General features: G+C 32.4%; 22 protein-coding genes and 1 riboswitch. Of the genes, 6 read left to right on the top strand and 16 right to left on the bottom strand.

All coding sequences use genetic code 11. The features are described 5' to 3' along the window. Nucleotides 1–216: 216 nt before the first annotated feature. The 11 genes from EV214_RS09705 to EV214_RS09655 form a co-directional block, all read right to left on the bottom strand. Nucleotides 217–675, bottom strand: a complete 459-nt coding sequence (locus tag EV214_RS09705) for a YbaK/EbsC family protein (RefSeq protein ID WP_132245190.1) — start codon at nucleotides 673–675, stop codon at nucleotides 217–219. 294 nt (nucleotides 676–969) lie between these two features. Continuing rightward, nucleotides 970–1,542, bottom strand: a complete 573-nt coding sequence (locus EV214_RS09700; RefSeq protein ID WP_132245188.1) for a manganese catalase family protein — start codon at nucleotides 1,540–1,542, stop codon at nucleotides 970–972. 13 nt (nucleotides 1,543–1,555) lie between these two features. After that, nucleotides 1,556–1,813 (bottom strand): spore coat protein CotJB, encoded by a 258-nt coding sequence (locus EV214_RS09695; protein ID WP_132245186.1) that lies wholly within the window; start codon nucleotides 1,811–1,813, stop codon nucleotides 1,556–1,558. Between the two features lie 94 nt (nucleotides 1,814–1,907). Next, complete coding sequence (locus tag EV214_RS09690) at nucleotides 1,908–2,624, bottom strand: PrsW family intramembrane metalloprotease (protein WP_132245184.1); 717 nt, start codon at nucleotides 2,622–2,624, stop codon at nucleotides 1,908–1,910. Nucleotides 2,625–2,744: 120 nt separating this feature from the next. After that, nucleotides 2,745–3,299: a GNAT family N-acetyltransferase gene (locus EV214_RS09685; protein WP_243116611.1), complete on the bottom strand. Its 555-nt coding sequence runs from the start codon at nucleotides 3,297–3,299 to the stop codon at nucleotides 2,745–2,747. Nucleotides 3,300–3,321: 22 nt separating this feature from the next. Further along, the gene (locus EV214_RS09680) at nucleotides 3,322–5,232 is read right to left on the bottom strand and encodes an ABC-F family ATP-binding cassette domain-containing protein (protein WP_132245182.1); all 1,911 of its coding nucleotides are present in this window, start codon (nucleotides 5,230–5,232) and stop codon (nucleotides 3,322–3,324) included. Between the two features lie 203 nt (nucleotides 5,233–5,435). Beyond that, nucleotides 5,436–6,395: a sulfite exporter TauE/SafE family protein gene (locus tag EV214_RS09675; RefSeq protein ID WP_132245180.1), complete on the bottom strand. Its 960-nt coding sequence runs from the start codon at nucleotides 6,393–6,395 to the stop codon at nucleotides 5,436–5,438. 518 nt (nucleotides 6,396–6,913) lie between these two features. Then, complete coding sequence (gene prdR / locus EV214_RS09670) at nucleotides 6,914–8,662, bottom strand: sigma-54 dependent transcriptional regulator PrdR (protein WP_243116610.1); 1,749 nt, start codon at nucleotides 8,660–8,662, stop codon at nucleotides 6,914–6,916. Nucleotides 8,663–8,911: 249 nt separating this feature from the next. Further along, a complete protein-coding gene (locus EV214_RS09665; protein ID WP_132245178.1) occupies nucleotides 8,912–10,081 on the bottom strand; it encodes a glucosaminidase domain-containing protein in 1,170 nt (389 codons plus the stop codon). A 57-nt stretch (nucleotides 10,082–10,138) separates the two neighbouring features. Further along, nucleotides 10,139–10,573, bottom strand: a complete 435-nt coding sequence (locus tag EV214_RS09660; protein WP_132245176.1) for a hypothetical protein — start codon at nucleotides 10,571–10,573, stop codon at nucleotides 10,139–10,141. Between the two features lie 119 nt (nucleotides 10,574–10,692). Beyond that, nucleotides 10,693–11,385: a metallophosphoesterase gene (locus EV214_RS09655; RefSeq protein WP_132245174.1), complete on the bottom strand. Its 693-nt coding sequence runs from the start codon at nucleotides 11,383–11,385 to the stop codon at nucleotides 10,693–10,695. A 141-nt stretch (nucleotides 11,386–11,526) separates the two neighbouring features. Here EV214_RS09655 and EV214_RS09650 point away from each other — a divergent pair, with 141 nt between their 5' ends. Together EV214_RS09650 and EV214_RS09645 are read left to right on the top strand one after the other, a co-directional pair. Next, entirely contained in the window at nucleotides 11,527–12,165 is a 639-nt protein-coding gene (locus tag EV214_RS09650) for a nitroreductase family protein (protein ID WP_132245172.1), read from the top strand. 56 nt (nucleotides 12,166–12,221) lie between these two features. Then, nucleotides 12,222–12,833 (top strand): flavin reductase family protein, encoded by a 612-nt coding sequence (locus EV214_RS09645; RefSeq protein ID WP_207669666.1) that lies wholly within the window; start codon nucleotides 12,222–12,224, stop codon nucleotides 12,831–12,833. An 88-nt stretch (nucleotides 12,834–12,921) separates the two neighbouring features. Here the strand turns inward: EV214_RS09645 and EV214_RS09640 are convergent, their stop codons facing one another. After that, entirely contained in the window at nucleotides 12,922–13,236 is a 315-nt protein-coding gene (locus tag EV214_RS09640; protein WP_132245170.1) for a YerC/YecD family TrpR-related protein, read from the bottom strand. Between the two features lie 305 nt (nucleotides 13,237–13,541). After that, nucleotides 13,542–13,649, top strand: a riboswitch (SAM riboswitch). Between the two features lie 96 nt (nucleotides 13,650–13,745). Between EV214_RS09640 and EV214_RS09635 the strand changes: the two genes are divergently transcribed. The 4 genes from EV214_RS09635 to EV214_RS09620 are packed head-to-tail and all read left to right on the top strand — an operon-like array spanning nucleotide 13,746 to nucleotide 16,537. After that, complete coding sequence (locus EV214_RS09635) at nucleotides 13,746–14,738, top strand: methionine ABC transporter ATP-binding protein (RefSeq protein ID WP_132245168.1); 993 nt, start codon at nucleotides 13,746–13,748, stop codon at nucleotides 14,736–14,738. After that, complete coding sequence (locus tag EV214_RS09630; RefSeq protein ID WP_132245166.1) at nucleotides 14,735–15,385, top strand: methionine ABC transporter permease; 651 nt, start codon at nucleotides 14,735–14,737, stop codon at nucleotides 15,383–15,385. The genes EV214_RS09635 and EV214_RS09630 overlap by 4 nt, the downstream gene beginning before the upstream one ends. A 12-nt stretch (nucleotides 15,386–15,397) precedes the next feature. Beyond that, entirely contained in the window at nucleotides 15,398–16,231 is an 834-nt protein-coding gene (locus EV214_RS09625; protein ID WP_132245164.1) for a MetQ/NlpA family ABC transporter substrate-binding protein, read from the top strand. A gap of 57 nt (nucleotides 16,232–16,288) precedes the next feature. Next, entirely contained in the window at nucleotides 16,289–16,537 is a 249-nt protein-coding gene (locus EV214_RS09620) for a hypothetical protein (protein ID WP_132245162.1), read from the top strand. Between the two features lie 30 nt (nucleotides 16,538–16,567). Here EV214_RS09620 and proC read toward each other — a convergent pair whose 3' ends face one another. From proC to EV214_RS09600, 4 genes are all read right to left on the bottom strand, one after another. Beyond that, a complete protein-coding gene (proC, locus tag EV214_RS09615) occupies nucleotides 16,568–17,374 on the bottom strand; it encodes a pyrroline-5-carboxylate reductase (RefSeq protein WP_132245160.1) in 807 nt (268 codons plus the stop codon). A 103-nt stretch (nucleotides 17,375–17,477) separates the two neighbouring features. Continuing rightward, nucleotides 17,478–19,847 carry a trans-4-hydroxy-L-proline dehydratase gene (hypD, locus tag EV214_RS09610; RefSeq protein WP_132245158.1) on the bottom strand — a complete coding sequence of 790 codons (2,370 nt, stop codon included), beginning with the start codon at nucleotides 19,845–19,847 and terminating at the stop codon, nucleotides 17,478–17,480. A gap of 4 nt (nucleotides 19,848–19,851) precedes the next feature. Further along, nucleotides 19,852–20,751 carry a trans-4-hydroxy-L-proline dehydratase activase gene (locus tag EV214_RS09605; RefSeq protein WP_132245156.1) on the bottom strand — a complete coding sequence of 300 codons (900 nt, stop codon included), beginning with the start codon at nucleotides 20,749–20,751 and terminating at the stop codon, nucleotides 19,852–19,854. A 111-nt stretch (nucleotides 20,752–20,862) separates the two neighbouring features. After that, on the bottom strand, nucleotides 20,863–21,426 hold the full coding sequence (locus tag EV214_RS09600; RefSeq protein ID WP_132245154.1) for a helix-turn-helix domain-containing protein: 564 nt from the start codon (nucleotides 21,424–21,426) through the stop codon (nucleotides 20,863–20,865). Nucleotides 21,427–21,583 lie beyond the last annotated feature (157 nt).

The following is a 21,583-nucleotide window of genomic DNA, read 5'->3' as shown; positions in this document are numbered from 1 at the left end:
GGATCTAAAAAAGATGACTCCTGTTCAATACAGAAATCATCTTCTTAATGTAGCATAGGCTTTTTTAAATTGTCCTTGACAAAGGGTACATTTTATTATTTTATAGGAATATATAATATATATTCAGTTCTGTTTCTTTTGATACTACATCCTTACTAAATATTTTTATCCCTCAATAATGATTTCATTTAAATACTATCACTGCCTCTTTAAAATTTATTTGCACACATCAATCCATGTACCATTCGTTACTTCTTCTAATTTTTCAACAGTTATTTTTACAGCTGAATTAGGTGAGCCTCCCGCGGGGTAAACATGATCAAATGAATCTAGTGTTTTATCAAGATATATTTCTAGTTTATTTTTTAATCCAAAGGGACAAACCCCTCCTACTGGATGCCCAGTAATCTCTAATACCTCATGGGCCTTTAACATTTTTACCTTTGTTTTAAAATAATCTTTATATTTTCTATTGTCAATCCTAGCAGTTCCCTTTGAAATCACTAAAATATCTTTATCTGCTAATCTAAATGCCATCGTCTTTGCGATTCTATCGGGCTCTACCCCAATTGCATTCGCCGCAAGTGCTACTGTTGCACTGCTTTCATCTAATTCAGTAATTACTAAGTCTAAATTTTGTTCTTTGAATTGTCTTTTTACACTTTCAATACTCACTTTGAATCTCCCCTTGCTAACGATCTCTAGTTTTATGATTATTCGCCTAAAAACTTACAAATAAAACCTTTTACTTTTTTTCTCGAATTTTTGGGAAATATTTATATATGTAAATATTACTATATCATTCTTATTATGTAAAGTTTTAGAAGCAAGCTTCAATCACTTCTTAATATTTTATGGATGCGTAGATATATAAAAACATACCTATAAAGGTACGCTTTTACATATGCACGATTCTATGATCTTTTTTACTTTCTTAATTCAATACATCCTTTTTTCCATAATACATTTTTAATGAATCTTTTTAGATTTATTATATTCCTCCACATTTCTTAACGCTTCTCCAAACCGCTTAAAATGTACAATTTCTCTTTCTAGTAAAAATTTTAACGAATCTTTTAACAATGGATCATCTGTTAATTTCAACAAATTCTCATAGACAGCCTTTGCTTTCTTTTCAGCAGCCATATCGTTGTATAGATCTGCAACAGGATCTCCGGTTGATGAAATATAGCTTGCAGTCCAAGGGTTGCCTGTACTATCAGCAGGATATACAGCGGTATCTCTTATTGCATAGTAAGGCCCCATATCCGCCTCTTTTATTTCTTCTATACTTGCATCTTTCGTTAATTTCACAATCATAGTTTGAATCATTTCTACATGTGCTAATTCTTCTGTCCCTATATCTGTAAGAAGTGCCTTCGCCTTTTGTGTCGGCATTTTGTATCTTTGATTTAAATAAGTTAAAGCTGCCGATAATTCTCCATCAGGCCCTCCTAATTGTGTCATAACATATTGCGCCATTCTAGGATCTTTACAGCTTATTTTTACTGGATATTGTATTTTTTTTTCATAAATCCACATATATTTTCCCCCTCTAGTATTCTATTTCCCAAGGCCAAGGATCTTCTATCCATCTAAAAGGATATTGGCTCTGTGCATCTCCAAAGTTACTAAGTGGTCCATACATACACCCATACTGTTTTTTTAATTCCATCAGTTGGAAAGCCTGTGTATTGTATTGCATCAAAGCGTTTTGATCTGTAGGATACATATCAAGATATAGATTTAAATCTATACAAGAACACTCTAATTCCATAATCTTTCGTAACATATTTAATCTATCTTTATTCATATACGTTCCTCCTAATCAATAAACTTACTCAATATCATAATATACTTTGTTTTTTAAATATGTTCCAAAAACAAAAAAAAAGACACTTTTGTGTCTATTTTAATAAATCCTTTCGATTTTGTATATCTTCATAAGTCCTTCTTGATTCCTTTGTATATTCATTAAGTCTTCTTAAATTAATGATCCATAGATAAATAACAAAGGGAATAAAGAAAATCATCAATGTGGGGATTTTTGCCATTAAAATAAAATCAAATATACCATGCAGCATTACTGGTACAATCAATGCTCTTTTTAAATAACTTCTGCGCATTTTTTCATCATCTGCAAACTTTGATAAGGACAAATAATAACCCATTGTCACTCCAAATAACATATGGGCAGGTACAGATAAGATCCCTCTGTATAAACCTATATAAGGATTTGCTGCAAATCGAAATACCACATACATGACATTTTCTACAGTAGCAAAACCCAGCGCTGAAAAAACAGCATAAACAATGCCATCTAGCTTTTCATCAAAAGCACTATGCCTATAAGCCGTTTTCAGTACAACAGCTCTTTTAAAAAATTCTTCTGTGAATCCAGCAACAATAAAAGCTGTATAGGCTGCAGCTAACACGCCCCCAAATATATTAAAAGACACCAACATTCTTTCTACAAAAGCCGTCGGAATAACAGCTAATGCGCCTAAAAGGAATACCTTAATCAATAAGTCTACAGGTTCTCTGTCATATCGATCTGTCAAATAAATACCTAAGGCTAATGCGAGTCCTGGTGAAATAGCAATCACAAATAATCTTGTACTCATACGATACATCCTTTCTTCTCTTTATACACCTAAGAGATCATCGAAAATATTTTGTTCTTATCTCTTAGTATTTGTATAAATCTAAGTTTTTAGAAAGGATAATTTTTACAAAAAACAGCTTCATGCTAGGTTTTTTTCCCATTCTCTTTTTAATATAGCCATTTTTATAGTATCTGTAAATGCGCCATTGCTATAATAATCTTCTTTCAATACACCTTCTACCTTAAATCCACATTTTTCATAACATCTTATGGCTTTTTTATTATATGCTCTTACCTCTAGTTCTATTTTATTGAGTCCTAAACGATAAAATCCATATTGAAGTAGCAATTTTAATGCTTCTGTTCCATACCCTTTACTTTGATTTTCATCTCTTCCTACAATGATCCCTATTAAAGCTTTTCGATTTTTCCAATCTATTTTGACCATGTCTGTTTGCCCTATATATGTTTCTGTATCTTTAAGCGCAATAACAAAACCACATAGTTCTAAATCATCTGATTCTAGCATCATGTTTAAAAATTTTTCTGTTTTCTTTTTCGTATGCGGAAACATAAAAATATTTGAAAGCATATCTGTAATCTGTTCATTATTTACCCATTCTTGTATATAGGTTAAATCTTCTTCTCTATATTCCCTTAACATAATCCTTTCCCCATAAATCCTTGGCATCATTGATCACCCCCCATAGATATCTTTACTTGCTTTCATCAATTGCTTCTGCTAACTCATTTAAATAAGTCCACCGTTCTAGCTTTTCTTCCAATTCCTTTTCTAATTTTTCTTGAAGATCTACTAATTCCTGTAACGCTTCAAAATTACTTCCTGCTTGATTGATTTCTTCATTTGTTGTCTCAAGTTTTTCTTCGATCTGTGCAATCTGTTCATCAATTTGTTCATATTCTCTTTGTTCTTTAAATGTAAATTTTAGTTTCTTGTCTTTTTTCTTTTCACTTTTATGCTTTTTTTCGTCACGCTTCTTATGAACAGGTTGTTCTTGATTTTTTATATACTTCTGACGAAATTCCTGATAATCTGCATAATTTCCTACATACGTTATAATCTTTCCATTTCCTTCAAAAGCAAATATTTTCTCCGCCATTTTATCAAGAAAATAACGATCATGTGAAATAGCAATCACGGCACCCATAAACCCTTCAAGATATTCTTCCAAAATAGTTAAGGTTTGAATATCTAAATCATTAGTTGGCTCATCTAAAAATAATACATTTGGCATACCCATCAGTACACTGAGTAGATACAGTCTTCTTTTTTCTCCCCCTGAAAGCCTACCAATCTGTGTCCACTGCATGGTAGGTGAAAACAAAAATCTCTCTAACATCTGAGATGCACTTATTTTACTCCCATCAGCTGTGGTTATGAATTCTGCTTTATTTTTTATATACTCAATCACTTTTAGATTTCCATCCATTTCTATATTCTCTTGTAGAAAACACCCAATTTTCACGGTTTCTCCTTTTTCTATATGCCCATTGTCCATATCCAATCTACCTGTCATAATATTTAAAAGCGTAGATTTTCCAATGCCATTAGATCCAATAATACCAATTCGATCATTTTTGAGCACCGTGTAACTAAAATCATCAATACATTTATTTTTCCCAAAACTTTTATAGATATTTCTAAGTTCAATCACTTTTTTCCCTAAACGTCGACTTCCTACAGATATTTCTATTTTTTCTGAAGAAAGTTCTAACTTTTCTTCATCTAATTTTTCAAATCTTTCAATTCTAGCTTTTTGTTTTGTTGTTCTTGCCTTTGCACCTCTTTTAATCCATGCAAGCTCCCTACGAAATAGATTTTGTCTTTTCTGTTCAGATGCGTATCTTCGTTCTTCACGTTCTGACTTTTGTTCTAAAAACCGACTATAGTTTCCTGTATATTTGTAAAGTTCCCCTCCATCTAACTCTATAATCCGATTGGTTACCCGATCTAAAAAATAGCGATCATGGGTAATCATAAGTAGTGCCCCTTTACGTTTATTTAAATATTCTTCTAACCACCCAATGGTTTCATTGTCAATATGGTTTGTAGGTTCATCAAGAACCAATAAATCTGCAGTTTGGATCAATGCACTTGCTAGCGCAATTCTTTTTCTTTGCCCTCCTGAGAGAGTTTTGATTTTTGCATCAAAATTAGAAATACCTAGTTTTGTGAGTATCGTTTTTGCTTCACTTTCTAGCTGCCACACGCCCATCTCATCCATTTTCTGATTTAACATAATTAATTTTTCTTGTAAAGCATTGTTATTTAGATTATATTTCACTTGCTCTAGCATATGCTCATATTCTCTTAAAACTTCCATCTCAGGTGCATTTCCTTTAAACACTTGTTGGAGTACGGTTGCATCATAATCAAAATAAGGATTCTGTGATAAATATTCTATCTTCACATGATTTCCCGTAGTAACATTACCTGTATCTGGATATTCTGCCCCTACAAGTATTTTGAGGAGGGTTGATTTTCCTGTTCCATTGACACCAATAATCCCAATCTTATCTCCTTCTCCTATACCAAATGCACCAATATCAAATAATATTCTATCTCCATAACTTTTTGTAATATTTTCAACCGTTATTAAGTTCATTATGCTTCATTCCTTTTCTTTATTCTCTAAACTATTATATCTCAAATTCTATCTTCATACAGCTATTGATTATCCATAAATTAAAAAACCCCTCTTTTTAAGTTAAAAGTGGTTTTGCTTTTACTTTTATAAAACAAACCTAGCGCCTATAATAGATAAGCGCTAGGTCATTGAATCCTTTTAAATCATTTTATATTTTTTAATTATGCTACCTTGTCAGTATTCTTAGGATTTTTTGATGCAGCTTTCATTAAAGTTGCAGAAGTGTAGAAAATAACTACGATTACTAACCATTTTAATATGTTAAGTGGTAATGACTTAACAATATATGCTGCTATCAAAACGCCAACAATCCCACCAATGATAATTCCCATTGAAGCCTTTCTATCATAAGCACCTTCTTTAACAAATTTTGCTGATGCAACTGGCATTAAGAATGCACATGAACCCATCATGATTGGGAATGCTACTATTGGAGACATACCAAGTAAATATACTAAAGCCATACAAGGCGCATAAAGACCAATACCTGCACACATTAAAGCTCCTAGTATAAAGTTAATGATTACACCAATTATCAACTTGCTACCGCTTATTCCAATTGGAACACCTAGCATAGTACCCTCAACATCCATTGTTTTATAGATCAATCCATTTTTCACGCCATCAAAAGCTTCGCTAAGCGGCGCACCTCCACCTGGCATCCATTTCATTTGACCCGCAAGCATTAGTAGTGCAGTAATAAACAATGCGATACCCATTACAGACTGAACCTTCTTTTCTGGAAGCTTAGAAACAACTCCAGCACCTACCCATGCACCTATTGTTGCAGCGGCAAGAAGAGAGACTAGTGTTGTGATATCCACTTGCACAACTGTTATAAATATGAATGCTTCCAAAATAACTGGCAATGTACATGATACATTTAATGTACCTGGTAATACTCTATCACTAACCTGTTTTGTTGCTCTTAATGCTGCTGTTAGTGGCGCAAATGAACCAATTCCTAAAGTATCAAAGAAATTTGTAAAGAATCCGATAATTCCTACTTTTGACCATGAGTTATCTTCTAGATTGTCCTTATGTTTCATAAAATCCATACCAAATACTGCTGCAAACCACAGTCCAAAACCACCCAATGCCGCTAATATACCTGTTACCATCTTTTTTCCCCCTTATATTTTTATTTTTTTATAAAAACACAAATTATTTCGTCCAGAATATTTTTATAATTGCTTGTAGTTGTTTCATTAGCTTAGTTTTCACCCACTCAAACTAAGAGCTTTATTTTATTCCTACTAATATCATACTCTATTTTATTGAATTTTCAAACAATTATTTTATGTTTAAAGTTTACTTAGTGGGTTCTCCCATAAATTGTTTAGCAATTTCAGGGCCTGTTTGTTCAGTGAAAACTTTAACGTCTCCACCACCACCCATAAATCCAAGGTTTACACGAGCAATGCTCCATGAGATACCATTAAGTCACCACTTTTATCTTCTAATCTTTCTTCTTATGCACCACATTCACAAGCACTCGCCCCAACCTTTCTTTACTTCATCACTCTTTAAATGATTACCCAATAATAATTTTCATGATGTGTCTTAAAAAGTCCATCTTATAGGGGTTTTAAGCATGGATTTTACAAAATAAAATATCAATAATTTGACATTTGTCAAATTATTGACATTTTATTTTATGCTGTTCAATTTTATAATATAACGTAGCTCTTGGTATATTTAATAATTTTGCTGCTTTCGCTTTCTTCCCATTCGCTAATTTTAAAGCTCGCTCAATCATATCTACTTCAAATTCTACAATAGACTTATTTAAATCAAGGGGATCTTCTCCTTTACGCTTTGTTTTTTTAATTTCTTCCAATATGTAATTAGGAATTAAATCTGTTGTAATCATATTTCCTTTGCATAAAACAATTAAGTACTCAATCGTATTTTTTAATTCCCTAATATTTCCTTTCCAATTATAATTTTGTAATATTTCTATGCTCCTTTGATCTATTTGTACAACCTCTTTATTGTTTTGCTTAGATAATTCCTTTAGAAAATAATCAATTAACAAAACAATATCTCTGCCTCTTTCTCTAAGGGGGGGCAGTTCTATTTGCACGACATCTAATCGATAATATAAATCCTCTCTAAATATACCTTCTTCTACCATTTTCTTTAAATCTTTATTGGTAGCTGAGAGAATTCTCACATTGATATTTGTATATTTCTCTCCTCCAACTCTTCTAACTACCTTATCTTGGAGTACTCTTAATAATTTTGCCTGCATGAACATAGGCAAATCTCCAATTTCATCTAAAAAGATCGTTCCATCATTGGCCATTTCAAATAATCCCATTTTTCCTTTTTTATTAGCACCTGTAAAAGCCCCTTGTTCATATCCAAATAATTCGCTTTCAAATAGTTCACTTGGAATCGCACTGCAATTAATAGGAACAAACAGCCCCTTCTGATCACTTGAATCATGTATGGCCCTTGCAAAAACTTCTTTTCCTGTTCCACTTTCTCCTGTAATTAGTATATTTACTTTGGCTTTAGCAACTTGTTTCGCAAGTTCAATTTTTTTTAATAATTTCATATTTTTCCCAATGACTTTTCCAAACCCATCGTTCGAAAATTTTTCTACTTCTCTTCTTAAAAATTCGACTGTGTCATTTGCTCTTTCTAATTCATTGGTTAACTTTTTAAATTCACTTACATCCCAATCCGTACTCACCACGCCTAAGAATTCACCATTTCCAAATATAGGTGCAGCACTAATGACAATATAACAATTTTCCTTTGGAGAATGATAAACATTTTCTACAGGTTTTTTTGTTTTAAAAACTTTTACATCCATTGCATCTGGAAAAAAATCTTCTAATGGTTTCCCTAATATATCTGATGCAGAAACATCATATAATTTTTCTGCACTCTTATTCCAAATAACCGTTCTTCCTTCTTCATCAATGACGCAAACTGCTTCATGAAGAGAATCTACTACATGATTTAATTTCATATCTGCCTTTTCTAATGCCATATAAAAAGAACTAATAATTTCTTCTTTTCTTATTACCCCAATGACCCTATCGTTTTGTAATACAGGTAATATGCCGATTTTATTTTGTTGCATAATATTTCTACATTCTAATAAACATGCGTTTTCTTTAACAGTTATTAAATTTTTTATCATACATTCTCTTAATAGTATTTCTTCATTTTTCTTTTTTTGCATGAGTCTTGATATGTCAGTTAATGTTATGATTCCTGTCAAATTATTTTCTTTGTCTGTAATAATTGCTTCTTGCATATTATTTTTTAACAATATTTTAATAGCATGCCCTAGTTTACAATCCTCTTTCAATATACTATATTCCTTACACGCTACATCCCTTGCTAAAACCTTTTCATAATCATAAAACACCCTTTTCCCCCCTCAACACCATGCATGATATTTTTTTATAATTCTTAGATGTATCCTAAAATAATGTCTCTCCTTATATTCCCTATTATATACAAATAATCACTTTACTTTCAATGTATTCTGTCAAAAACTGAAATATTTTGAATATTAGTTACGTAACATTAAAAAGAACAAGTGGAAAATATTTCTTTTGTTCTCCGCTTGCTCTTTTGGTTAAATTTTTATATAAGTTCATTTTGATATCCTTTGTTAAACACTGGCCTTTAAAAACTTTTCAATTTGTGTAGTAAGCATATTTAGTAATTCTTCATATGCTTTTACTTTATTTAATATTTTTATATTTTCTTCTTTTAATTTTTTGTTTTCTTCTAAAATTGTTTTATTCCATATCTCGGTTGTATCCTCATCCGTCACCAATGATCGTATTTTATCAAGTATTTTTAGTATATTTTCTCCATAATTATTACCTGGCACAGCCCATTTTCCATTTAAATCTGTCACATATTTACACGAACCTAACATGCTACTATTTGCTAATATTTCATATCTAGGATCTACAATTGGATTGATTAAAGGTTCTTTGCTTGCATATCCTTTTAGATGCTGAATATGTGCCTTCACCCCTATTTTGGGACTTGGAAAAGTTGCTGCTCTACCATTTTTCGTCGTATTTGTAGCCCCTAACCCTGCATAATTATTCTGATTAGAAAGCACAATACCACCAAATTTGAAAAAACCTGTCTCAAGTAATGCTTGTGCAAAAGCAATATCTCCCCTCACACCTTCTATCGCTCCTTCATTCAAGTAATAGGCTACAATTTCGTCTGGTGTACATTGAATCTTGGGCAATGGATTTATGATTAATAAATATCGTTTCATTTGTTCTTTTGTTGCCACAGACTTCCCTAAAAGGTTTACTTTATTTTCTATTTTTTCAAGAAACAACGCTTTATTTAAAGACGTACCTGGACAAGTTTTGTTTGAATACTCTCTATGAAATACTAGCCGTTCTGTATGGAATAGATCAAACAGCCCTTTTATAAGCTTTTTTACTGCATTTAATTGTACGCCATCTAATTTTTCTTGTTCTTTGTCGAAATTTCCAATCATCTCAATCGCAAAAGCATTCTTATTCTGTCCTGAAATACTTGCAGGTATAGTATTTAAATCTCTTCCATCCCAAATAAGTCCATCTGGCGAAACGGTAACATGCTGTCCAATATCTTTCCAATTAAGTGTTTTTGTATGATACCTCCACATACCATAAATGACTTTTTCTTTATCCGTTGCCAATGCATAAGTCTTTTTTGTTGGCTTCCAAGTGTGATGCAGATGTATATCTGTAATATTTCTAGTAAAATGAAATGTTTTTAAATATCCCAAATAGCTTTCTATTGTATAACTATGAAATCTTCTCATTTTTTCACCTCCTGCTAAATAGATATGCAAAAATTGAAAAAATGATTTATCTTTTTACTATTTTTTCCGTTTATTCTCTCCATGTCTTATATGCATTTTTGCATTTTCATGATTCATTGATTGCTTTAATTGTATTTTTGCTAACTCCATTTCCTTTTCTAATTCTTCCCTACAAGTAGGGCAATATTTATGATGGGCTGAAAGAAGCAAGCATCCACACCTTTTACATTCAAAATTTAAATATTCATTTGGCATCTCAATCAGTCTTCCATCTCTGACAAAATTATTAATAATATGATATGGCACACCTGTTTCTTGCTCAATCTCAAAAGCAGTAGCCCCTGGGTATTCTTTCAAATAGCTTTCGATTTTTTCAAAAACCTCCTCAATCTTTTTGAAGCATTCAGGACAATAGTCATATAATGATTTTTCATCAATTATTTTTTTGCATTTCTTGCAAGTTCTTGCCAATAGGCCTTTGTTTTTTACCATATTCCACCTCTACCTTATAATTTATTTCTCGTCTTTAATATATATGATCTTTTCACAACCACCACATTTCTCTTATCATATGTTTATACTTTCATATTTCCAAGGAAATGGTTTCTTGATTAATCTAAAATTTTTAAAGGTTTGAAATCTAAATAATCACAAGATGTCAGATAGTAATCTATCCCTTTGTATGCTCCCTTTACCCCCCCATCAAAGGAAGCTTTTCCATGAAGATGTCCATAAACGACTTTCTTTACATTATATTTTTCATATATTTCTGTAAATCCAGAAGGTTCTAATTGATCATTTGTAGGTGGATAGTGCATCATAACAATATGCTCTTTATAACCGTCTTTCATTGCATGATTTAATGATAATTGTAATCGATGCAACTCTCGTTCATAGATTTTTTGATCCTGCTGTGTAAATTTAGTTTCATTTGGACAAATCCATCCTCTTGTTCCACATATTGCAAAATTTTTATATGCAAAATAATTATTCTGCAAAAATTTCATTTTTTCAAAAAATGTATTCATTTTTGTTACTGAACTCCACCAATAATCATGGTTTCCCCTTAACAATATTTTTTTTCCTGCTAATTCATTGATCCACTCCAAATCGATCATTGCTTCGTTTATATTCATAGCCCAGGAAATATCGCCAGCAATCAATACTGTATCATCATTTTTAATAGATGTTATCCACTCTTTCTTAATTTTTTCATGGTGATTGATCCATTGTTCTCCAAACATATCCATTGGCTTATCTACGCCAAGGCTAAGATGCAAATCACTAATTACAAATAATCCCATTTATTCACCTGCTTTACTCGTATCTTATGTAAATATTATACCCTAAATCATAAATTATTTCTTCTTCCTTTTGAATTGAAGTAGCAATGGATATCATATATAATAGCAAATATAGTTTTAAAATATAAGGAGGTTTATCTATTGCATAATTTAGATTTTATCTACAAAAGACAAAGTGTAAGAAAGTTTGAAGACCAAGCAGTTCCTGTAGCAGATATAAAAAAAATTGTTAAAGCTGCTACCCATGCCCCTTCAGGTAAGAATGTTCAAAATTGGCATTTCGTAGCAGTTACAAACAAAGAAAAGATTGAAGCCATTGCAAAGATCGTAGAAAAAAAAAATGCTAAGCTTGCAAGCTTAATTGAAAGCGAAGAACTAAAAAAAGGATTTACAAAGTTTTTAAGATTTGGCACATTTTTTAGGAATGCACCTGCATTGATTCTTGTATATACAGAAGATTCTTATAAACCTACTGGTATTAATATATTAGAAGAAATAGGTGCTTCTACTGAAGAAATACATAATCTCTTAAGAACCAATCCTGCGATTCAAAACATCGGCGCTGCCATAGAAAACTTAATACTTGCTGCAACAAATATGGGATATGGTACTTGCTGGATGACAAGTTCAAACTATGCAGCAAAAGAAATCTCCGATTTTATTGGCTTCCAAAAGGATGAATATTTCCTTTCAGCAATGCTTCCGCTTGGTGTTCCTAGTGGAGAAATAAAAAGTCCTCCTAGAAAATCAGTAGAAGAAGTACTCACCATTATAGAATAAATCTAGAGATATTAACGTGTCTCCCTATTTTTTAAATATGATTAGGAGTGATTGTATTGGGGAAAAAAACTTGGAAACCAGGTACAATGGTCTATCCAATCCCTGCTGTTTTGGTAACTTGTGGGGATCATGAAGAAAATTATAATATTATCACTATCGCATGGACTGGCACCATTTGTAGTGATCCTGCTATGACTTATGTATCTATAAAACCAGAAAGACATTCTTATGATCTTATCAAAAGAACCAAAGAATTTGTAATCAATCTAACCACAGAAGATTTAGCAAAAGCCACAGATTTTTGTGGTGTTCGTTCGGGTAGAGATATCAATAAATTCAAAGACATGCATCTCACCCCACAGAAAGCTACCCAAGTAAAAGCGCCGCTTATCGCTGAAAGTCCTGTAAATATAGAATGCAAGGTAGAAAAAATTGTTGAACTGGGTTCTCATGACATGTTTATGGCAAAAGTTTTAGCTGTAAATATAGACGATGCCTTTTTAGATCAAAACAATAAATTTGATTTAGAGAAATCAAAACCTATCTGCTACAGTCATGGTCACTACTACGGACTCAAAAAATCTTTAGGCCATTTTGGTTTTTCTGTAGCCAAAAAGAAAAGAAAAAAACGCATCTCTAGCAATAAGAATAATGAAGGTACGAAATAACGAAACAATTCCTAACAATAAAAATGGTGTAAATAACTTAGTATACAAACTAGGTATTTACACCAAAATTTCAATAAAATTGTTCCTTCTACTTCTCATCTTTTGATTCTTTTTCTTCTACCCGATCTAAGAGCATATTATATCCATCTGCTCCATACGTTAGACATCGATTGATTCTACTAATGGTTGCTGTACTTGCTCCTGTTATCTCCTCAATTTCATGATAGGTTTTCTTCTCTCTTAAAAACTTTGCAACCTTAAGACGCTGGGATAAGGCTTGAATTTCTTTGATAGTACATATATCTTCGAAAAAACGATAACATTCTTCCTTGTTTTCTAACAACAAAATGATTTCAAAAAGTTCATCTGTAAAAACATTTTTTAATTTGGATTCATAACTCATTCTATCACCTCTGAATCGATCTTATGCTTGCCACGCACAAGATCATAAATTATCCAATCTCGCTTGTTATTTTAACCATTTTTTTCTTTGCCTAATCACGCTTATCCCTCTATAAAAACCTGTTTAAAAAATAGTAATTCCTTTATCTTGTGCGCTACTTATTTTTTCTTGTCTATATTAGGTATATTCTATATTTACTTCATATATCCTTTTTATCAAAATATTTTTTTCAAAAAAGTATTGACATTATTCTAAAAAATCATTATACTCAGTATTAATTAAATGAAAACTAAATAAACGGATATCTCTTATCCAGAGTGGTGGAGGGACTAGGCCCTATGATACCCGGCAACCCGCTTATATATAAGCAACGGTGCCAATTCCTGCGATACTTTTGTATCGACAGATGAGAGAAAAGCGGATGTTTTTTAACCCTCTTTCTCTATGAAAGAGGGTTTATTTCATGGCCTAATAAGTTTATTACTATACAGTTATAAAGGGGTGAAGTTATGATAAAAATAAAAAATCTATCAAAGGTATATACCAAAGGAAGAAACCAAGTAACCGCACTTGAAAGTATAACCCTAGACATTCATAAAGGAGATATTTACGGAATTATTGGACTTAGTGGTGCAGGAAAATCCTCACTTATTCGCTGCATTAACAGACTTGAAGAACCTACAAGTGGAGACATTTGGATAAATGGTGTGAATCTTGTCACCTTAAAAAGTGCCGAACTTCGAAATGCAAGAAAAAAGATGGGAATGATCTTTCAAAATTTCAATCTCTTACATAGTAAGACAGTTTTTGAAAATATCGCCTTTCCTCTTCGTCTTTTGAAAACATCTGAAAAAACAATTACAGAAAAAGTAAAAAAGCTTTTAGATCTTGTAGAATTATCTGACAAAGCTCATGTGTACCCGTCTCAATTAAGTGGTGGGCAAAAGCAAAGAGTAGGCATTGCGAGAGCCTTAGCAAATGAACCTGATGTACTTCTCTGTGATGAAGCAACCTCAGCCCTTGATCCTAAAACGACAAAACAAATTTTAGATCTCCTTAAAAACATAAACAAAGAGCTTGGGTTGACCATTGTAGTCATTACCCACGAAATGGAGGTTATTAAAGAAATTTGTAGTCATGTTGCCATATTAGAAGGTGGTTATATTGTAGAAGAAGGACACACCATAGATATTTTTTCAAAGCCTGGTAATGCTGTGACAAAGCACTTCGTAGAACAAATGCAGCACTTACCTGAGCAGTATCTAGAAGGGAAAGTATTAAACTTATCCTTTACAGAAGGCAGTGCAGGTACACCGATTATTTCAAGATTAACCAAAGTATTTGATATAGATGTAAATATATTATCTGGAAAAATTGAATATATCCAAGAAAAACCGATTGGAAAGCTTACCGTTCAAATGCATGTAGATTGTCATAAGTTATTAGATATCATTACTTATTTTGAAGAAAATCATGTGAAAGTAGAGGTGTTAAAGCAATGAATCACTGGATCGAACTCCTTACGCCCTCTTTATTAGAAACCTTATATATGGTATTTGCATCTGTATTTTTTACAATCCTCTTTGGGTTGCCACTAGGAATTATTTTAGTTGTAACAGACCCGAATCATATATTGCCAAACACTCGGCTAAATGGTGTGCTCTCATATATTATTAATATAACAAGATCACTACCCTTTATTATACTAATGATTTTCATTTTTCCATTTACGCGACTTGTTGTTGGAACAACTATTGGTACAACAGCCGCAATTGTTCCATTAATCATTGCAACAACCCCCTTCTTTGCTAGGATTGTAGAAACGAGTATAAAGGAAGTAGATTGGGGTGTAGTAGAAGCTTCTATTTCAATGGGTGCCACACCCTTCCAAATTATCATGAAGGTTTTGATTCCCGAATCAATGTCATCTTTAATTCTGGGCGTTACTATTACGATTATAAATGTTTTAGGCTATTCTGCTATGGCAGGCACCGTTGGTGCAGGTGGACTTGGAGACTTGGCTATACGATATGGTTATCATCGTTTCCAGACAGATGTAATGATTGCTACAATCATTCTACTGATTATATTAGTTCAGATTATTCAAAGCACAGGCAACAAAATTGCACAAATTATTAATAAAAAATAGGAGGAATAAAAAATGAAAAAAAATATTGTTACTTTACTTGTAAGCTTGTTGGTATTATCTTTGGTTTTTACTGGGTGTACAAAAAAAGAAGAGGTTGCTACATCTAGCGATGCAAAAGGGAACGAATCTGTAACGCTTATTATTGGTGCAACACCCGTACCCCATACTGAGATACTAGAATTTATCAAGCCAAAACTTGAAGAAGAAGGCATTAACTTAGAAATTAAATCATTTACGGATTATGTAACTCCAAACATTGCTTTATCAGAAAAAGAAATTGATGCAAATTTCTTCCAGCACTTGCCTTACTTAGAAGCTTTTAATAAGGAACGTGGACTTGATCTTGTAAGTGCAGCAAAAGTACATGTTGAGCCCCTTGGTTTATATTCTAAAAAAATAAAGTCTGTTGATGATTTAAAAGATGGCGCTACTATTACAATTCCAAATGATCCAACAAATGAAGGAAGATCGTTAATTCTTTTAGATGCTAATGGCATTATTAGGTTAAAAAAAGATGCAGGGTTAGAAGCTACAGAAAAAGATATTGTAGAAAATCCTAAAAATCTAGTATTCAAACCGATTGATGCAGCACAGCTTCCTAGAACATTAGACGATGTTGATGTAAGTATTATTAACACAAACTATGCATTAGAAGGAAATTTGAATCCTAAAAAGGATGCGTTAATTATTGAAGGAAGCGAATCACCTTATGCAAATATTATTACCATTCGACCAGAAGATCAAGATAGTGAAAAAATCAAAAAATTAGTAACTGTATTACAATCAGAAGAAGTAAAGAAATTTATTGAAGAGAAATACAATGGTGCAATTGTTCCTGCTTTCTAATAAATTTTTCATATCTTTCTCTATTCGTGAAATACTAATAGAGAGGAGGAGATCGATGTGAAAAATAAGAATGGAACAAACTTTAGTGCAAATGATGCTGAGAATATGATTGATGCTACCTATAATAAAGATGATTATCCAATCATTGAAAAAACACAAAATGCGTATGTAATGCCACTAGATATGCAAAGAGATGTAGATGAGATTGATCCATCTAAATTTTATGAAGATACAGCAGCTACTAATCATTCTTTAGTGAAAGACTTTTCTACAAGTCATCAAAATAAAAAGAAAAATAAAAAATAAGGTGATGATATTTTCATCACCTTATTTTTATTATTTTGACATCTCAATAGATTTATTCGTGCAGCTTTTCATTGCAGATATAACAGCTGCTCTAAATCCTGTTTTTTCAAGTGTTGTTACTGCTTCAATCGTTGTTCCACTAGGAGAGCATACCATGTCTTTGAGTGCCCCTGGATGCATGCCCGTATCCAATACCATTTTAGCAGATCCAAGTACTGCCTGCGCTGCCATTCTATAAGCTTGATCTCTTGGAATTCCATCTAAAACTGCACCATCTGCCATCGCTTCGATAAACATAAATACGTATGCTGGTGATGATCCACTTACTGATGTAACAGCATTCATTAATTTTTCATTTACGATTTCAACTTTCCCAAAGCTTTTTAGAATTTTGACAACTTCATCTATTTCTTCATTTGATAACTTCTCATTAGGAGAAATAGATGTCATTCCTTCCCCTACAAGAGCTGGTGTATTTGGCATAGCTCTAACAACTTTTAATTTCCTTCCAAAGCCTTTTTCAGTACCACTTATATCTTTTCCAGCTGCAATCGTAATAATGATTACATCTTCCTTTACAATATCTTTTATTTCTTCTATAACAGGCGCGTATATATTCGGTTTTACTGATAATATTAAAACATCTGCATTTTTCGCTACTTCCTTATTATCTGTGTTCACTTTTATCCCATATTCCTTAGAAACAACTTTCAATCTTTCTTCACTACGATCCGCCATCATGACTTGTTGTGGCTGAAGTAATTTGGATTTTACTATCCCCCCCACCATTGCCTGTCCCATATTTCCTGCACCTATAAACCCGATTATTTTTTTCAAATAAATTCCTCCTTTTAGCCATTATCTATTATTAAAAATATTTTTACCTATTTTCTATCGATTATCTTCCAAATAATTTTTTTAAATCGAACGCATCTATCCCTTAAAATTCTTGCTCTGTTCTTTCAATAATTTCATCTTGAAGCGCTTTACTTAAATTATGAAAATGATCACTATATCCAGCAACACGCACGATCAAATCTTTATATTCTTCAGGTTTATTTTGCGCATCGATTAAAGTCTGTCTATCAATTACATTAAATTGGATATGATGTCCATCCATATTGAAATAAGAACGAATGAGTGACGCTAAATTTTCAATTCCTTCATCTCCTGCAAGTACAGAAGGTGTAAATTTTTGATTAAGAAGTGTTCCACCTGTTCTTAGATGATCCATCTTTGCTGCTGATCTCACTACAGCAGTAGGGCCATTTCTATCTGCCCCCTTCGCTGGAGAAATTCCTTCAGAAACTGGTTTGTGCGCAAGTCTTCCATCTGCACTCGCTCCCATAACCTCTCCAAAGTAAACATGGCAAGTCGTTGGAAGCATATCAATTCTATAGCATCCACCCTTCATATTTGGTCTACCATTTACAGCATTATAGAATAGATTAAAAGCATCGATCATTAAATCATCTGCATAATCATCATCATTTCCATATTTAGCCGTTTTGTTGCATATAATATTATGAATATTTTCATGCCCCTCAAAATTATCCTCTAATGCCTTTAGTAATTCATCCATACTAAATCTTTTCTTATCAAATACATTATATTTGATAGAAGCTAAGCAGTCCGTAATGGTTCCTATCCCCACACCTTGAATATAGTTTGTATTATATCTAGCGCCTCCTGCATTATAATCCATTCCCTTAGATATACAATCACTCGTGATAACAGATAAGAATGGAGATGGCATATGGGTGGCATAGATTTTTTCGATTATATTACTTCCTTTTATTTTAATATCTACAAAATAATTTAATTGTTTATTGAATGCCTCAAACAATTCTTCATAAGTCTCAAAACCTCTTGGATCTCCTGTTTTTAGTCCTAGTTGTTTTCCTGAAACCTTATCTAATCCATTATTAAGTGTTATTTCAAATATTTTAGGAATATTCATATATCCTGTTAAAATATATGCTTCTTTTCCATAAGCCCCAGTTTCTACACAACCACTAGCACCCCCTTCTCTAGCATCTGTTATGTCTTTTCCTGCACGAAGCATTTCTTGAATCATTGCATCTATATTGTAAAATGCAGGCTGCCCCCAACCCTTTCTTGAAACTTCGCAAGCTTTTTTTAAGAAGTGTTGAGGTGTTTTTCGACTAATTTGTACATTTGAACTAGGCTGTAATTGCTTCATTTCATCCATTACCTCTAAAATTAAATAACTTACATCGTTTACACCATCTGCTCCATCTGATGTAACTCCACCTGTATTAATGTTTGCAAAGTCTGTATAAGTAGCACTTTCCTTTAATGTAATACCTACCTTAGGAGGTGCTGGTTGGTTATTGAATTTTACCCATAAGCATTCTAATAATTCTTTTGCCTCATCTCTTGTTAATGTACCTTCCTCTATTTCTTTTTTATAGAAAGGATATAGATGCTGATCTAATCTACCAGGGCTATAAGCATCCCAATTGTTTAGTTCATTTGTAACACCAACATGTACAAACCAATACATTTGTATTGCCTGATGGAATGTTTTTGGTGCGTGTGCAGGAACAACTTCACAGTTTTGGACAATTTTTAGAAGATCCGCTTTTCTTCTTTCATCTGTTTCATTTTCTGCTAACGCTCGAGCATACTGCTCATATCTTTTCCCAAAAGCAATAATCCCATCACAGCAAATGGCCATCGCTTGAAGCTGTGTTTTCTTTTCATATACTTGTGGGTCATCGAAATAGTCAAGTTTTGAAATTGAATCTTCAATGTTTTTTTTAAATCCAAGGAAACCTTTTTTATACATTTTCCCATCTGCTACTGTATGACCCGGGCTTCTTTGTTCCATAAATTCAGTATAGATCCCATTTTCATAGCAATCTACCCATTCTGGTTTCATATGATCAAAAATGTTCTTTCTTATAGAACGATTTTCCCAATAAGGAATAATGGTTTCTACTTGAACCTTTCGTACTTCTTCACTGGTTTTAAAAGAAATATATTCTCTATCATTCATAATTTCAAAATCTTTTAATGTATGACAGCAAAGTTCTGGAAAAGTAGGGGTCGATTGTGGTCCTTCCCCCTTTTCTCCTACAATTAGTTCATCTTCATTCATACAAAGTTTTTTGTTTTCCATAATATGTTTAAATGTCAAAGCTCTAAGAATAGGTTTCTCTACGGTACCTGCATATTTTTGATAGGCTTCATTTACGAGTACTGCCCTTTCTATAGAAATGTGAGGTTCTGTCGTTATACTTTGCTTTCTTAATTTTTGAATTCTTTCATTCATTCCTCTTCCCATAATTTTACCCCCCAATTTTCACCTCGAATTTAGATTCTTTAAACATGGCTTTAATTTCCTCTAATCTTTGGTCTGTTGGTCGCACCATTCCCCCTTTTTTGTAATCCATATTTAATCTTTTATACTTATCACTACCTATTTCATGATAAGGTAACAAATTTACCTTTGAAATCTTTAAATCTGAAGCAAACTTTATGATGCCTTCTATATTTTCACCATCTGTGTTGATTCCTTCTATTAGAGGAATTCTCAGATGAATATTCGCACCTTTTTCTGATAATTTTTTCATATTATCGAGTATCAATTCATTCGGCTTCCCTGTATATTTTTCATGTCTTTTAGAATCAATCAACTTAATATCATACAAGAAAATGTCTGTATTATCTAAAATTCTCTCAAAACTATAAAAAGGAACATATCCACAAGTATCTATTGCAACATGCATTCCATTTTCTTTACAACGTCTTACAAGTTCTTCTACAAATGTGATTTGGGTCATCACTTCTCCACCTGATAATGTAACACCTCCACCTGATTCTTGATAAAACATTTGATCTTTTTTTATTTCCTTCATCAGTTCACTTATTGTATATTCTTTTCCTATCATTTCTCTCGCGTTGTTGATGCAAAAATCAATACAATTTTCACAAAATACACATTTCGTTGGATCATAAAAAATATTCTCCGTTAATTTGATCCCTTTCCCTTCACATCTTTTTTCGCATTCTCCACACATGGTACATTTTTCATGGTTATACATCATCTCTTTTTCAAATTTTTGACTTTCAGGGTTATGACACCACCAGCAATTCAGTGGACATCCCTTAAAAAATACAGTTGTTCGAATCCCCGGCCCATCATGTACACAATACTTCTGAATATTTATGATTCTCCCCTTTTTCAAAAAATCACCTTCTTATTCATTTTCATTCATAAATCTTATCATGATTTACCCTTTTATTTTATAATAATAAAACCAATTTCATATATATGAATATCATTTACATCATACACGCTACGCCTTCTTTAAGAAATTAGGTGTATGCACGGTTAACAACTTGACCTTCTTGTTTGTATAATTCGCCCAATTATGCACCCTATTTGAATCAATATGGGCACTATCTCCTGGGTAGAGCGCATACTGTTCATTATCGATGATCATTGTAAGGATTCCTTCTAAAACATAGATAAATTCTTCTCCTTCATGCTGATAAGTTATGATTTTTTCCTCCATCATACTTGGGAGTATTTCAATCAATCTTGGAAGAAGATTTTTACTCTCTACATCATTTGTTAAATGGTAATAGATAAACTGAGAATTAATGATTTCGAATACTTCTTTTTCATGATTCCGAAGTACAGCTTTTTTACTATTTTTATGTTCTCTAAAAAAACAAGCGATATCTGTATCCAACACTTTGGCAATGTTCTCTAAAGAATCAATGGCGATGGTGGTAAGTCCTCTTTCTAACTGAGATAGATAACCTATAGATAGATTAGTTTTTTCACTCAAATCCTTTAATGTTAAATTTTTATTTGTCCTTAGTTCCTTAATCTTTTTTCCTATATCAGCTGCCACAAGTCTTTCCCTCACTTTTTTATGGTTATATAATATAAATTTGCTGTTTTGTTAAAATATTCCTTTACTTTTATTCATTATACTATATGGTCCATTTGAAGTCTATGGCTCTTGTTAAATATTTTCGTGACTATGAAACAAATTTCATATATATAAC

Origin of the sequence: Marinisporobacter balticus (genome assembly GCF_004345705.1) — a bacterium.
Classification (GTDB): domain Bacteria; phylum Bacillota; class Clostridia; order Peptostreptococcales; family Thermotaleaceae; genus Marinisporobacter; species Marinisporobacter balticus.
Note: the sequence above shows the minus strand (reverse complement) of the source record. Positions and strands in the feature narration are given on the sequence as shown.

What these genes read in the sequence shown, in the direction of transcription:
- EV214_RS09700 (WP_132245188.1), bottom strand. Translation starts at nt 1,542, where the DNA reads ATGTGGATTTATGAAAAAAAAATACAATATCCAGTAAAAATAAGCTGT.
- EV214_RS09695 (WP_132245186.1), bottom strand. Translation starts at nt 1,813, where the DNA reads ATGAATAAAGATAGATTAAATATGTTACGAAAGATTATGGAATTAGAG.
- EV214_RS09690 (WP_132245184.1), bottom strand. Translation starts at nt 2,624, where the DNA reads ATGAGTACAAGATTATTTGTGATTGCTATTTCACCAGGACTCGCATTA.
- EV214_RS09685 (WP_243116611.1), bottom strand. Translation starts at nt 3,299, where the DNA reads ATGATGCCAAGGATTTATGGGGAAAGGATTATGTTAAGGGAATATAGA.
- EV214_RS09680 (WP_132245182.1), bottom strand. Translation starts at nt 5,232, where the DNA reads ATGAACTTAATAACGGTTGAAAATATTACAAAAAGTTATGGAGATAGA.
- EV214_RS09675 (WP_132245180.1), bottom strand. Translation starts at nt 6,395, where the DNA reads ATGGTAACAGGTATATTAGCGGCATTGGGTGGTTTTGGACTGTGGTTT.
- EV214_RS09665 (WP_132245178.1), bottom strand. Translation starts at nt 10,081, where the DNA reads ATGAGAAGATTTCATAGTTATACAATAGAAAGCTATTTGGGATATTTA.
- EV214_RS09660 (WP_132245176.1), bottom strand. Translation starts at nt 10,573, where the DNA reads ATGGTAAAAAACAAAGGCCTATTGGCAAGAACTTGCAAGAAATGCAAA.
- EV214_RS09655 (WP_132245174.1), bottom strand. Translation starts at nt 11,385, where the DNA reads ATGGGATTATTTGTAATTAGTGATTTGCATCTTAGCCTTGGCGTAGAT.
- EV214_RS09640 (WP_132245170.1), bottom strand. Translation starts at nt 13,236, where the DNA reads ATGAGTTATGAATCCAAATTAAAAAATGTTTTTACAGATGAACTTTTT.
- EV214_RS09635 (WP_132245168.1), top strand. Translation starts at nt 13,746, where the DNA reads ATGATAAAAATAAAAAATCTATCAAAGGTATATACCAAAGGAAGAAAC.
- EV214_RS09630 (WP_132245166.1), top strand. Translation starts at nt 14,735, where the DNA reads ATGAATCACTGGATCGAACTCCTTACGCCCTCTTTATTAGAAACCTTA.
- EV214_RS09625 (WP_132245164.1), top strand. Translation starts at nt 15,398, where the DNA reads ATGAAAAAAAATATTGTTACTTTACTTGTAAGCTTGTTGGTATTATCT.
- hypD (WP_132245158.1), bottom strand. Translation starts at nt 19,847, where the DNA reads ATGGGAAGAGGAATGAATGAAAGAATTCAAAAATTAAGAAAGCAAAGT.